Source organism: Methanosarcina sp. 1.H.A.2.2 (genome assembly GCF_000979975.1).
GTDB lineage: Archaea > Halobacteriota > Methanosarcinia > Methanosarcinales > Methanosarcinaceae > Methanosarcina.
On sequence record NZ_JJQL01000058.1, the window covers coordinates 16,743 to 31,300 of the forward strand.

A 14,558-nucleotide genomic window follows, 5' to 3' on the forward strand; every position below is an offset into this window, starting at 1 on the left:
TTATCAGTTTTATTATCACGGTTACGATAATGCCTAAATGTTGTTTTTGACTTTTTACATTTTTACATATCTCTCTCTTCGACTATTCTAGTTTTGAATCAACGTTGGTAAGTAGCAAAGTCAGAGGAATTTTACTTCAGAATTATTATTGAGGATATAGTCTGGTTATTTATAGGATGTGCAATTAACCATAAATATAATTTACATTTAAAGAAATGTAATATTATTAATCATCAATTATTTAATAAAGTGGGTAAGAGGAAACGGATAGTACAGGATGTACTACACTAGCTTTGAAAAATAGAAGCTATGTGGGGGAGATAATGTGAAGAGTAAAACTCTATTTATAGTTTTTACTTTGATATTTCTGATGGGAGTACCATCTACAGTATCGGCAAGAGATATTATAGTGGGCAACGGAAGTGGATCAAGTTCTACAATACAGGAAGCTGTAGATGGTGCAGAAGCTGGAGATGTATTACTAATAAAACCTGGAACTTATGTTGAAAACATAAACGTTTCAAAAGCAAAGCTAACAATTAAACCAGAAACAAATAACGTGTTTATTGAACCAGCAGACGTCACAAAGGCAACTATCATTCTAAGCAATGTTGGTATATCACTAACCGGCTTTAATATCGATGGTAGTGTTTACGTTAATAACGCATTGTTAGGTAATAATGAGTATTATCTAAACAATATGAGCCAGATAACAAACAACGTTATTGAAAATGGTGGTATTGGCGTAGGATCTGAGAGTTCCGGTATTATTATATCTGGAAACAAAATCACTGGTGGTACTGGTATAGACGTATCATGTTGTGGGGATTACAATGAAATAACAAATAATGAAATTTTAAATTGCCCTACAGGAATTTACGTTTATGATGAAAGATTTGTACCGCCTATTAGTGGTAACAAAATAAACAACTGTGATGTCGGAATACATGTTTCTGGTTTATCTTATGATCTCGAAAACAACGAAATCACAAATTGTGGTGTAGGAGTAGTAGCCGGAGAAACCGGTGGTGCAAATTTAATTGGAAATAAAATAATGTACTGCTCAGACTGTGGGCTTAAAGTACTTGGGTCTTTAGAAGCTAAAGGGGCCTATAATAATTATTTCAACAATACAGTGAATGTAAAGTTTGGAGACTTTGAAAATACATATCTTTGGAACAGCTCACTCACTGAAGGTACAAACATAATTGGTGGATCATATATTGGAGGTAATTATTGGGCAAAGCCGGATGGAACTGGGTTCTCTCAGACTGCTATTGATGCAAATGGAGATGGTATTGCAGATTCAGCTTATGCAATATCTGAAAAGAACTATGACTATCTACCACTCACAGCTAAGTATAACCCAGTATTACCTGCTTTCGATTTCACAGCCAATGTAACTTCCGGAACTGCTCCTCTGGTTGTGTTATTCACTTATACTGGCACTGGAGAAACTCCAACATCCTGGCTCTGGAACTTCGGGGACGGGATAACCTCAAAGCATGCCCAAACGGCTACACACACATTCACGAAAACGGGAACATATAACGTTACTTTAACGGTGACCAATGCCGCTGGAAGCAATTCGGTAAGCAAACCCGGCTATATTACAGTTACAGCAACTTCGTCTGCTGAAAAACCTGTTGCAGATTTTTATTCTCCTGAAGCCGAAAAAGTATTGAGTGGAATTAATGATCAGGGAATTTTCGAAAATGAAGTTATTTCATTCTTTGACAATAGTACAGGCTCGCCAAGCTCCTGGCTCTGGGATTTCGGAGATGGAAATACCTCAACAGAGAAGAATCCCACTCATGCATATGGAAAAATAGGTGGGTATACTGTAAATTTAACCGTGAAAAATGCAGCTGGAAGTGACTCCATAAGTAAGTATGGTTACGTACTTATGGGAATAATGGACGAAGCTGCAACTCCTGCATACTTCTCGTCCGACGTAACTTCTGGAAAGGTCCCGCTAACAGTGACATTCGTCGACGATCTGGATGCTGAACTTCCAAATTATCCGATCTGGCGCGAGTGGGATTTTGGTGACGGGGTCATTCAAACTTATATGGTGGATGCTAACGACTCTGCAACACCATATGCAACGCATGTGTACGAAAAGCCCGGTAAGTACACTGTATCTTTATATATGGATAACCGCGGCGGCAAGTCTATCATAACAAAATATAATTATATCACGGTCACAGCTCCTGAAGCCCAGGTGGCAGATTTTTCTGCTAATGTAACATCAGGTGCAGCACCTCTGGTTGTTTTATTCACTGATACCGGCACTGTAGAAGCACCAACTTCCTGGTTCTGGGATTTCGGTGATGGTATCAATTCAAAACACGCCATGAATGCAACACACACTTTTACGAAGCCAGGGACTTACGCAATCAGTCTGAATGTGGAAAATGCTGCAGGTAAAAGTACAGTAACAAAACCAGATTACATAGTCGTTACAGATCCAGCCGTTACCAGTTCCAGTGGAGGGAGCAGCCACAGTAGTAGCGGAAGCAGCAGCGGTGGTGGAGGCGGTTCTCCAGAACCTGCAAAAAACGTTGAGGTAAAGGAACTTTCCCAGACATTCATTACAAACGGCAAAGAGGTAAAGTTTGATTTCTCAAAGAATGCGACCTGTGTTGTGTATGTGAGCTTTGACGCTAAGAGGACTCTGGGCAAAACCACAACCGTTACCGAGATGCTGAAAGAAAAATCCTCTCTGGTTTCCGAATTACCCTCTGGAGAGGTCTATAAGTCCTTTAACGTCTGGGTCGGAAACGGAGGGGTTGCAAGCTCAAAGAATATCGAAAACCCTGCAGTCTGCTTCAAGGTTGAAAAGGACTGGATACAGGATAAAAAGGTTGACCAATCCTCCATTACCCTTAACAGTTACAGCGAGGACAAATGGGGACAACTGCCAGTTTCCCTGTTGAAAGAAGATGATAAATACCTGTATTTCACAGCCGAAACCCCGGAATTCTCTTCCTTTGCTATTACAGGGAAGGCAAAAAGCACTTTGGGAGAAGCTGAAACCGGAGTAAAGCTTGAATCGGAGACCAGAATGGTTAATGAAACTGATGCGGGAAGTAAAGGACCTGAAGCCGAACAGGAAACCGACCCGAAAGAAAGTGCGAGCGCGCCGGGCTTTGAAATGCTTTACGGATTAGCCGGTTTGCTTGCAGTATTTCTGTATAGACGAAGGTAAAAAAGGCTGAATACTGAAGTCCAATGCAGAAAAACAACGGATGAAGAGACCTGAGTCCCTTCATCTTATTTTTTGATCTTTTTAGTTGCTTCCTACTTTTCCAGCTCATTTAATTCAATTTCATACCAGTTCCCGGAAAATTACCCTTGCAGACAGGGCGGATACCAGCAAACCAATAAAGGGAAAAGGGGCCTTTTGCCTTAAAAGTTAAAAGCCTAATATTTTTTATGGAATCAGAAAATGAATAGAAAATATCTCGCTAGCATGAAAAAATGGTAAAAATTCCATAGGCTTTAAAGGGTATATTTACCAAAACGATTGCAGGAAAAATTGTGAAAATTGAACGGACATCTGCGGAAAGTGAGATTTAAGTCAAATGTCCAATTGGAAACAATGTCATTTTTTCTTTTTGCTATAATAGAAATAATAGAAAATAAAGAAAATTACTATTAAGAGAATTAAGAATATTGCAATAATTAATTCTCCAGGTAGTATTTGGGTAGCATGACTTGTACTAGAACCAGAACTTGAAAAACCATTGTTCATGCTCTTAATATGTTAATAAATTTTAAATGTTTTTCTGGATTTTTTATATTTTCAAAGTTTCAAACGATTTTCTCAATGAATTACCTGAATGTCATGGATGCTATTCTAGCGGCGCTCAATGGAGCGCCGCTATTATCATGAGAATTGCAGCATTTTGCTGAAAAAAATACTTTTTTATCAGTGGCTGAATAATTACCTTATTTTTTATCTTTTCAGCTGCTTACTGACTCTTCCAGCTCTTTTTCAGTCATTTTCCAGCAATTATTCAATCTCATACCATCCCGCTGAAAATAATCCTTGAAGCAGCAGCTGAGACCGCAAAGATAAGAACTGTAATCGGGAGCATGCAGGAGAGGTCGTATTTCAGCTGCATCCTGTCTCCTCCGTATTCTATGGCTCCTGCAAAGCGTGTGAGGATGGCACTGATCAGGACAACGTAAACCCCTATTGCAAGCAGGAACTGGTCCGGAGGAATGGACTGGGAAAAAGTTTCGGGATTGATCTCTACAGGCATTCCGGACAGGTCTGCGGGTACCCTGCTCACTCTTTCTGCTACCTGGTTCAGGATTTTTGTAATGACTTCGGAAAGGGCAAGGGTAATTCCTGCAATAAGAGGGGCAAAGATTGCAGCAGTTGAACGCATTGTTGAAGTAACGTCGTAGAGGGAACGCCTTATGCGCTCTTCGACTGCACTGAGCTCTTTTAAGTGATCTGCAAGTTTAACAATTGAAGCTCCTGCAGCTTCATGGTTTTTATGGACACTTTCAGTAAAGAGGAGCATGGTATTTCGGATTCTTTCCGAATACACGTGCCTGAAAGCCCCGAATTCTTCGTCAAAAACAGCGTCTTTGAGGTTCGTCCTCATGCTGAGCAGGTTCATGGAAATTTCCTCGAAGGCTTCCCCGATCTTTGAACCCTCCATGGTTCTGGCAGTGTGGGCAAAGGCTTCTTCAGGGGCTTTTCCTTCCGAAATCCTTCTGCCGAGCACAAAAAGGGAATCTGCAAATTCCTGCTCCATCTGCTTTATCCTGTCTCTTATCTTCTTGTACGGAATAGATGAAAAATACAGGTAAATTGAGACCCCTGCAGTGCCTCCCACAACTAAAGGAAGGGCTGGAAGAAGATAACCCCCAAGAGGAGTTGTAGACACTATTCCTCCCGGGTTTCCGGCTGCAAGCAGCAGATATCCCAGAGGAGCTGTCAGGACGCAGACCAGGGCTCCGGAGAGTATCGCAAACCTCTTTTTCTGCTTTATGTCTGCAAGGTCGGGATGGGAATCCGGGATCTGTCTGGGAATAAAGGCAACAGGCCTCTGCATCAGAATGTACTCTGAGTAGACTGCTGCAAGGACAGGAAATACAAGGTCATAGAGAAGGACGAGGTCCGTAATCTCGGGTTTCATCCCCACAACCGTGACCGCAGGCAGGAGAGCTACCAGGGCAAGAGGGATCAGGATGAAGATTGAGTAGAGCACGTAACTTGGGGTCTTCAGCTTTGCTGCAAAGGATTCCATCAGAGTTTCAGTGCCTTCAAGGCTGATGTCGAGAGCCCGGTTCAGGGTAATGACCCTCTGGGCTTCATCAGGCTCGGCAGTTGAGCTTTTGATCAGGTGCAGGGAACGCTTGAAGTATTCACTGTTTCTGCCCCACAGGTCGGCAAAAGAGAGGAGAGCGTCATCCATGCTGCTGTAGAGCCTCAAATTCAGGTCCCAGGTCAGTTTTTTTAAGTCACTGGCAAGCGGCCTCTCCGAGTTCCGGGCTGCAAAGAGCACGGCATGTTCAAGATTGGGGACCAGTTTCATTGACATGATGATATAGCTTAAGATTTCCGGGATGTCTCCAAGGGAGGATATTTTCATAAAGCCTGCCTTTATCTTCACATACTCACTCAGGTAGCAGAGGACTATCAGCGGAATGATAAAGGTCAGGGTTCCCATAATGAAAAGAGTCCTGGGTTCAAAACTTCTGGAAAGGAGAAGAAAAAGGTCTATTCCGATAAGCAAAATTAAGGTTACAAACGTCCCCACGTAAGAAAATAACACCGTCTCGAAGGCTTCAAGGTCAAAACCGGTAAACCGGAGGGCGTCTCTGTACTCAGGACTCACGCTTTTTTCGCATTTCCTGCTGAATGCATCCGGGTCCTGAACAGTCCATCCCCACTGCTTTGTTGTGGTTTTGCAGGCTCTTACATACCAGCTGCTTTCTTCCATTTTCCTGACCTCAGACAGTTATTTTTACTTCTGGCAGCTGTTTTTCTTCTGATCGTTGTTTTTCCTCAGATGGTTGTTTTCCTTTTCCGGCCCGTACACGGGAAAAATTTTCAAACCAGGTTTCCCACTGCCTGTAAAGCTCTTCAAGATCGGCTCCTGAGATAGATTCGGGACCTGTTTCAAATCCTCTGTTACCTGTCTTGATGGAATCCGAAAGCAGCCAGAACATATTGTTTGCCTCGCTTACGGCTTCGGCTTCAAGCAGGAATGGACTGCGAACCCCTTCAGCTGCAATCCTTTCTTTTATCCGTGTCCTGAGTTCGATATTTTTCAGGGCACTGTCAATGGAAATTCCCCATTTCCGGGCAATCTTTCCTATAAGTTCGGACTGTCCCTGTTCAAGCACCTTTCCTGCAAGCAGGCAGTCCTGAGATGCATCATAATGCATGATGTCGGTAAAGAGCTCGGAAGGTTCGGGGTCTTCTATCGATGTACCGGTCACTTCTGCAATCCGGCTCACCCGTTTTATCTTTTTCATGCTCCCTCCTGGCCTGATGCCTGAGCATATTATTACCGCGTCGGTTGCCTTGAAAGAAGCAGGAGGGACTCCAAGGGTGTGTACGACTCTCTCGTATACGTTTTCAACGGATGAGCCGTGGATGGTCCCGATAACGGAATTTCCGGCATTTCCTACCTGCATGGCTTCGTAGAGCACTTTAACTTCAGGCCCCCTGACCTCTCCCAGCACCAGAGAAGAACTCCCAAGCCTCAGGGCAGCCCGAAGTGCGGTTTCAGGGCTCATTTCCGCTCCGGACTTCAGGACTGATGAGTGGGAACTCATCCCCTGCACCTTCCAGCCCAGGTCCTGGAGCTGTTCTGTCGGGAGTTCGTGGGTGTCTTCGATTGTAAGGATCCTGTATTTCTGGGGAATTTCAAGCAGCATTGCCGAGAGGAGAGATGTTTTTCCGGCTCCCACCTCTCCGGCAACAAGGACCGAAGCCTGCCCGTCCATAAGGAAACTTAAAAACCCGGCTGCAAAAGGAGAAATAGAGCCCGTATTGATCAGTTTCGGCAGGGTCCAGGGTGTGAGGGAGTGTTTTCGGAAGGCGTATGCAAGCCCGTTTGAACTTAGCGGGTCTCCGATTACGGATACTCTTACCCCGAAAGCTTCAAGGTTAAGCTCAAGCACCGGGACAGCTTCCCCAAAGGGTCTGCCGCTAATGGTCCTGAACCTTGAAACCAGAGAGTCAAGATCGTCCTGCGAGAGAAAGACGTTGCTTGTACATTCTTCTCCATCCATCACAACGTGCACAGGGTTCGTATCGGCAGGGGCATTGATGTATACGTCTGTTATCCCGGCATCGGAAAGGAGGTCTTCTACGATCCCGAGCCCGTTCGTGTACCTTGCAAGGAGGTCGGCATAGCTTTCAAGTTCATCCGGACTGCAGGCTTTCCCGCTTTCCAGCAGTTCTTCGCCCAGCAGGTCTTTTGCCATGCGTTTGAAGTACTCCCTGGCTCCGGTCGGGTCTGCAAAAGCAAGATCTTTTGGCCTGTGCCGGATCATCCTTTTTCTGACGGTCTCAAGCAGCCTGAGTTCCTCCTGCCTCAAGTTGTACTCGGGAGGTCTGATCATGTACAGCTTTTCCGGCCTGTCGGTGTAGCGGTAAATAGAGACCTCAAGGTTTCTTCCTTCCCTGCCGTTTATGTCATAACATTCGAGAAATTCGGTATTTTCAGGTGCCTCGGTGTAAATTCTCGAACTGGAAAAAGGCGGTCTGACGTGAGATTTGATCCTGCTTTCGTAGTCAAAAAAATCTTCATCTTGTTTTTTGTTTTCTGGTCTTTTGTTTTCTGGTCTTTTGTTTTCTGGTCTTTTGATCTCTTGTCTTTTATTCTCCGGTTTTTTATTCTCGTTTTTCTTTCCAGTGCCGGGAAATGAGAACGGAATTTTTCCGGATAAAGAAGCAGGGGTTACTTCTCCCGAAATGTCTTCTATCAGGCTTCCGGTTTTCTTTCCTGCATTTCCTCCAATTGTTACCTTTAATTTTTTCCATGCCTTTTCTTCTGAACGGTTTACCTTTTCTTCCGTATTTTCTAACCAGCCTGCTTCCAGACAATAACCGGACTTTTTGAGGACAGGAACTTCAGGAAAGCCAGACATTTTCTCTTCGATTTCATTCAGGACGCTGTAGAAACACTCAGAGCATGCAAGGCAGACAGGAGTTGCATCCGGAACTCTGCCAGCCATTTTTCCATGAATAATCTTTTTCAATTCCAGCCGGGCTTTTAATGGGTCAGTTTCCACGGTTTCGGCAAGGGCAGAAATTATCTCTTTTCTCTCAAGGCTGCACCCCTTTTTTTCGGACCGGTCGCATGCCTCAGGAACAACTTCAGCGCTCCTGTATGCTGCAATTGTTCCCTTGAAACCTGCCAGAGCATAAAGTAAAGCCAGGGATTTCCCTTCGTAGTCCCGTTCATAGAGCCTTGAGAGTACAAAACAGTCTGCATGAATTTCTTTTTGGAGGATGCCGAAGATGTTTTTCCTGCAGTACGAATCATTAAGTGAAGACCCGGCCTCACATTCCTTGCAGTTGATTACAATTGTTTTCCGATTTTTCGTCTGCTTTATCCTGTGCGGGCAGATTTCCTCTTCCTCTTTATTTTTTCCTTGAAGCAGGCCCTGATTAAGGCTGTTTACAGCGTCCTGCAGGCTGCTGGCAGCATCCTGAAGTTTTAGCATTATGTCCAGAATTCAAACCCCCATTTCCCCTCACCACTTTGAAATTTATCTTCAAATGTATTAAACTTTTTCTATTAATAACCCTCCGTACTTTTTTAGGGTGATGTTTGGTAATAAATATAAAAATCACATCCCTTTAAAAACTGGTTCATTTACTATTATCGCATTTAAGAGACGTGGGAATACAAAATATGGACATTCAAATTCTCTCCTGTCTGAGAAAAACTTCCCTTACTCCGAGAAGCTGTATTTTGATCCACAATTTATAGGATGCCTCCGCCAGCTTGTCTGGCGGCTCGTCAAAAGAAAGAACTAAAAGTGAAAACAAGACTTGAAAATGAGTGCTTTTAATGCGTATTTAATTCGGTTTTGTGTTTATACGCACCGATGTTCTATGTCACTTGTTTTGCTGCAAAGGATTCCATCAGAGTTTCAGTGCCTTCAAGACTGATGTCGGGAGTGCGGTTCAGGGTAATGATCCTCTGAGCTTCATAGGGTTCGGCTGTGAAAAGTTCAGAAGGACGCAAGCTTGAATTGCCCGCTTCCCCACCCGGCTTGTGCGGGAGGGGGGAAAGTGACAATTCTTGATGTTATTTTCCTTCAAAAAGGCTCCCATTAGGCCCAATAGTAACTTTGCAATACATGACAACAATGCTGTAATTATCCATACACCGATGTAGAGGAAGAATAAATCAAGTACAAACTCTTAGAAAAGGTTAGATATATGACAGTTGATGAAATTCAAACAGATATCCCAGAACCTATAATGTTATATTTTATTAAGCTATCACTGGCGTAGAGTAAAAATCGAGGAAAGGTATGAAAGGATTTGTTCTGACTCCTGAAAAAATTGTAGACTCAATGGTGGCAAAATTGTTCGATCAATCTCTACCAAGAAAGGGAGACAAGATTCTTGACCCAGGGTGTGGAACAGGCGCTTTCATCGAGGGCGTCATCCGCTGGTGTTCGAAATATCACAAGCCTCTACCGTGTATCGTGGGTGTCGAATCGAACCCAAAGCACATACAGGAAGCTATCAGAAAGTTCGAGAAATACCCGTCGGTTGATATCAGGCATCAGGATTTTTTATTAAGCACTACGGAGCGCTATGACTACGTCATCTGCAATCCTCCTTACGTCCCTATTACGGGGCTTTCGGAGGACGAGAAGACCGAGTATAGAAGTCTGTTCAAGACGGCACAAGGACGCTTTGACCTTTACATTCTTTTCTTTGAGCAATCTTTGCGGAGCCTTAACAACGGTGGCAGGCTGGTTTTCATCACCCCGGAAAAGTTCATATACGTCGCCACTGCATCAAAGCTTAGGGAGTTGCTTGGGAGAAAGCAAGTCATTGAAATTCAGATGATAAGTGAGGGGACTTTCGACAATTTGACGACATATCCTACAATCACCGTTGTGGATGACCATCAAAGGAACGCAAACACGAGGATAATTTTCCGGGACGGAATGGTTAAAGAAGTGAAATTGCCTACGACAGGCGTGTCGTGGCTTCCGATAATCAATGGTGTAGGTCAGCAGAAGAAAACAGTAATTCTGGAAGATATTACGCTTCGGGTAAGTTGCGGAGTTGCCACGGGCGCAGACTCAGTTTTTGTCAGGAAAACGAGGGAATTAAGCCCGGAACTTCAAAAATTCGCATATCCAACCATATCAGGAAGGGAACTTGTGGCGGAGGATATGCCAAGCACCTTGTATTCGATGCTGATTCCTTACAACGAAAACGGGAAGCTATTGCCGGAGAGCCAACTTAACCCGCTGATAAGCTACCTCACTGAGCCGGAAAATTTTGAAAAGCTCAACAGCCGCACCTGTGTGGCCCGAAAGCCCTGGTATGCATTCCATGAGAATCCTCCGCTCAATGATATTTTAAAACCTAAAATTTTGTGCAAGGATATCACGGCTAAGGCACACTTTTGGATAGATTGGGAGGGCAGAATAGTCCCAAAACACTCAGTTTACTACATCATCCCAAAAAATTCTGCTCAAATCAGGCAACTTTGTGATTACCTTAACTCTGAGGAAGTTAGCTCATGGATTGAAGCCCACTGCCAGCGAGCAGCAAACGATTTCCTGAGACTTCAGAGCAGCGTTCTTAAATGTATTCCTATCCCGGGTTTTTTGAACACCGAAAAAGGTGAATGTAATGACGCCTATTGAAAGAGTAATTAAGGAAGAAACAGCATTAGTTTTGAAATAGAGCGAATGTACTATTAAATGGCTACTAATCGTTTTTTGGAAAAGTTCTTAGGAAAATTGAAGTTTAGGATAAAAGGTGATTGTTTTGGATGAAAAATTAATTGAAGAGATCTCCAGCAGTAATTTATTCTCTGAAGCTGTGCTCTTTTTTTGGAATACAAGAAATTCTCAAAGTATCCAACAACAGGCAAGAGGCGGAGTAGACCAGGGTAGCAGAAGTTCCGTTACAGGGGGAAAGCAAATGGATGGATTTATTGAGCTAATATCCGGATTACTCCAAAAAATTGGCACACCCAGATCTGATATATATCTTAACTCAAAACTTGAACTCCCAGGTTATTATCGCTCTGAAAAAAAATGGGATCTACTTGTAATTAAACGAAAAAATAATCAGAATGAACTAGTAGCTGTAATTGAGCTTAAATCTCAAATTGGACCTTCTTTTGGAAACAATTTTAACAATCGAACAGAAGAAGCTATGGGGTCGGCACACGACCTTTGGACAGCTTTTCGAGAAGGTGCTTATTTGAATTCAAGTACGCCTTGGTTGGGATATTTAGTTCTCCTCGAAGATTGCGAAAGATCGAGATCTCCGGTAAAAGTTTCAGAACCTCATTTTAAAGTATTCCCTGAATTTAAGAATGCATCTTATAATGATAGATATCGTGAATTTTGTCTTCGTTTAGTTCGTGAAAGGTTGTATACGACATCTTGTTTCCTCACAGCAAGCATGGATCTGAAAAATTGCGCTAAAAATTATAATGAACCTCATGATTTACTTTCTGCAAAACGATTTTTGATATCATTATTGGCTCACGTAAATGGCTATTATAATATGTGATTTTTCCCGGTGATGAGATTGACTAACTTTCCTAGTTGTGAAGATTTACACTTATTTTATAGAAAGCTAGATTTTTTGCACCACAACTTTTTGGGCTCTTCGTCATTCCCTGTGGATAAGATGATTTTCAATTCAAGACCGCGGTTGGTTTTTATGAGTATATCCACACAAAACAACGAAGAGCCTATTTTTGAACTACTCCTCATGTGAGTAGGAAGTCAATCTCTATGTATCCTCTTCAAATTCGAAGGAAAATTTTTCAATCATAAAAATATGCAAAAATTTTATCGTACAGTTGTGAAGTTGACTGTGCCGTTTGAGCATGTTTTTCAAACTTGGAGAAATTCTTAAATTTTCAGCAAATATGTGAAATTTACTTTTACCCACACAATTTGAAGAGGATACAATAAATTTAATAAAGAGTAATTACAGAAATATGCATTGTTAAAACAGCATTAAATGAATATGATAGAACAGACATTCCGCAGATGTACACAGATGTAGAATTTATTTGCCGATTTGCCCACTATTATTCATTAAATGTGAGATTCGTTTATAAACCCTGCTTTCGGCAGGTCGACATAAAAATCCATTCAATTTTTCTATTGATATCGTTTTTTTCAGAACTTTTAAAATTCAATTTAAATTAAAAATTACTAAATGTTAACCATGACTTCATTAATATATATTTATATTAAAATGAGCGAAATGACAAATAGGATTAGACATATAGTCCTCATGACACTGATTTTTAACTGAAACTACAAAAAATAACAACCAAGGATATTTAAATGTTAGAATGTGCTTGCTGCCGAATGTAGGATAAACTACTGCCATATTGAGAAAATCGGCGGCATTTTTGTGGACTTCTGCGGAAAGTGGGATAGAAGCATTAAAGTGATAAAAAACGAAACATTAATACTTGGATAAGTTAGTTAGGAATATATGAGAAACGTAACAAGTGTTGTGTTAGAGCAAGTTATTGCACACACTTTGAACCGAAAGGAAGATGGTGGGCTTGTACTATCACAACGTACTGATCCTTTGAATGAAGATAAACTAATTAAGTACTTCATCGATCATATCCAAAAATCACTGAAGGACTCGGCAACTAAAGTTGCCAAGTTTGAAGCAATAAGTTCAGAATTAACATCAGGAATTTGCAGGGCTATGCTGCAAGAACAATATCTATTTAACTGGGATGAAATTCCAGGAAACGATACTGGAAAATTCATAGACTTTATGAAGCAAAATTATAATATAGATTGGATAAAACCTAATGAAATTTGCAAAGTAAACGGTGGCGAGAAACTAGAGGCAACTTCCTCAAACAACTCTCTTTCATTAATTCTCAACTCCGATAAAACGCAAGCTGGTCTAATAATAGACAATGTTAGTAAAGATAACAAATTTATACTAAATCATGAAAATGGCGAACTAAATGTATATCGAGATCGCCTTAATTTTGTAGAAGGATCGCGTAAACTGGCTGAAAAATTACACTCTATAATTGAAAATGATAGACGTATCAATCCGTGTGATCTGATAGTGTGTCTTTATCGAGATGAGGCTAAAAATGATAACTCACATTACTTGGCATTATTAAATATAGAAGCATCAAAAGTCTTCACTCGCAAAATTAAAAAAGATTCTCAAGGTTTTCAGTATATTACCTACGATACCGATACAGAAGCGATGCCCACTACAAGGGAAAAACTTCAGAAATGCGCTTTCATTCAACAACTCGAACCACGCCTTGATTATGATCTGTTGGTACTCGATAGACAGGTATCAGGCGATGAAGTAGCTAATTTCTTTTTTAGAATCTTCCTTGGTGCTGAACCAGCGTTTGATTCGATTAATTTAACCAAAAGCCTAATTAAGGGATTATATATTGCTTGTAACGAAGTACGGCCAAAGTTGGATCCAGATAAAGTTGAATATCTGGAACAGGCAGTTCAAGTTGCTCTTAAAAATGAACGTTTTAATATTGACACGTTTGTAAGTTCGCTATCGATACCGAAAGAGTATAAACAGAAAGTAGAGCAAGAACTTTTTAGAAATTTACCCGATTGTGAGATAGAAATTGACAAAAAAGTTGCTGAAAAATTTACCAATAAAGCGATATTTAGTGGAGACGGCGGCTTGAAAATCACAATCGAGAGAGATAAAAAAGACAAAGTTATTAAATCTGTTACACCTTTTCCCAACAAGGAAAATCCAGATTATTATTGTGTTGTGATTCACACTAAAGAATGGAAGGAGGTACTTAAATAAACGCCATTTCGGTAGAACCTTTGTTAGCATTAGGTAAATCATTGGGTATCTCGCAGAAAGTATGGGAAGATCATGAAGAATTAGGCTACATTAGTTACTACGATTCTAATTTTAATCGAGATAAAGCTATAGCACTAAACATGGATCTAATTTCCTCTTTCAAAAAAGAGTATGGTGATGCATTAAAATGTGTTTTTCGTTTGGGTGATTTCACCGTACTAGATATAAACGAAGATATAAGTGACGAAAAACTCGAAGAATTTCGTAAATATACTGAAGGAATCTCTACACTTCTTTTTGATTTTTCAATAGACAAAACTAAATTAATTTCAAATGAGTTCGATGAAGTACCCAATTGTAATCAATTTCTTTATTTTTTTTCAAACGCTTTATTGAAGTTTCTCAGTAACAATCTGAGTGAACTAGTGTCTTAGAAACTTAATTATGGTGCATAATATTTAGACATTTTCTCATCAGCAACTTTTCTCGTAAACTTCCAGTTGATCTTATTTTCATG

At 41.2% G+C, this 14,558-nt stretch carries 8 protein-coding genes; 5 read left to right on the forward strand and 3 right to left on the reverse strand.

Features of this window, described 5'->3' with window-relative positions:
* The first annotated feature begins 325 nt into the window (after window positions 1–325).
* Window positions 326–3,211 (forward strand): PGF-pre-PGF domain-containing protein, encoded by a 2,886-nt coding sequence (locus EO93_RS18450; RefSeq protein ID WP_082107611.1) that lies wholly within the window; start codon window positions 326–328, stop codon window positions 3,209–3,211.
* An 817-nt stretch (window positions 3,212–4,028) separates the two neighbouring features.
* On the opposite strand, the gene EO93_RS08645 is transcribed toward EO93_RS18450, so the two are convergent.
* The 3 genes from EO93_RS08645 to EO93_RS18455 all read right to left on the reverse strand — a co-directional run bounded on the left by EO93_RS08645 (window position 4,029) and on the right by EO93_RS18455 (window position 9,233).
* Window positions 4,029–5,966, reverse strand: a complete 1,938-nt coding sequence (locus tag EO93_RS08645; protein ID WP_048162059.1) for a hypothetical protein — start codon at window positions 5,964–5,966, stop codon at window positions 4,029–4,031.
* A gap of 10 nt (window positions 5,967–5,976) precedes the next feature.
* Window positions 5,977–8,706, reverse strand: coding sequence for a type II/IV secretion system ATPase subunit (locus EO93_RS08650; protein WP_048162060.1), 2,730 nt, complete (start codon window positions 8,704–8,706; stop codon window positions 5,977–5,979).
* 392 nt (window positions 8,707–9,098) lie between these two features.
* A complete protein-coding gene (locus tag EO93_RS18455) occupies window positions 9,099–9,233 on the reverse strand; it encodes a hypothetical protein (RefSeq protein WP_255350208.1) in 135 nt (44 codons plus the stop codon).
* Between the two features lie 292 nt (window positions 9,234–9,525).
* On the opposite strand from EO93_RS18455, the gene EO93_RS08660 reads away from it, so the two are divergent.
* From EO93_RS08660 to EO93_RS17950, 4 genes are all read left to right on the forward strand, one after another.
* On the forward strand, window positions 9,526–10,884 hold the full coding sequence (locus EO93_RS08660; protein WP_048162063.1) for an Eco57I restriction-modification methylase domain-containing protein: 1,359 nt from the start codon (window positions 9,526–9,528) through the stop codon (window positions 10,882–10,884).
* Between the two features lie 124 nt (window positions 10,885–11,008).
* Entirely contained in the window at window positions 11,009–11,764 is a 756-nt protein-coding gene (locus EO93_RS08665) for a PaeR7I family type II restriction endonuclease (protein WP_235284166.1), read from the forward strand.
* 945 nt (window positions 11,765–12,709) lie between these two features.
* Complete coding sequence (locus EO93_RS08670) at window positions 12,710–14,041, forward strand: nucleoid-associated protein (RefSeq protein WP_048162064.1); 1,332 nt, start codon at window positions 12,710–12,712, stop codon at window positions 14,039–14,041.
* A 20-nt stretch (window positions 14,042–14,061) separates the two neighbouring features.
* Window positions 14,062–14,475 carry a hypothetical protein gene (locus EO93_RS17950; protein ID WP_048162066.1) on the forward strand — a complete coding sequence of 138 codons (414 nt, stop codon included), beginning with the start codon at window positions 14,062–14,064 and terminating at the stop codon, window positions 14,473–14,475.
* The last annotated feature ends 83 nt before the right edge of the window (window positions 14,476–14,558 follow it).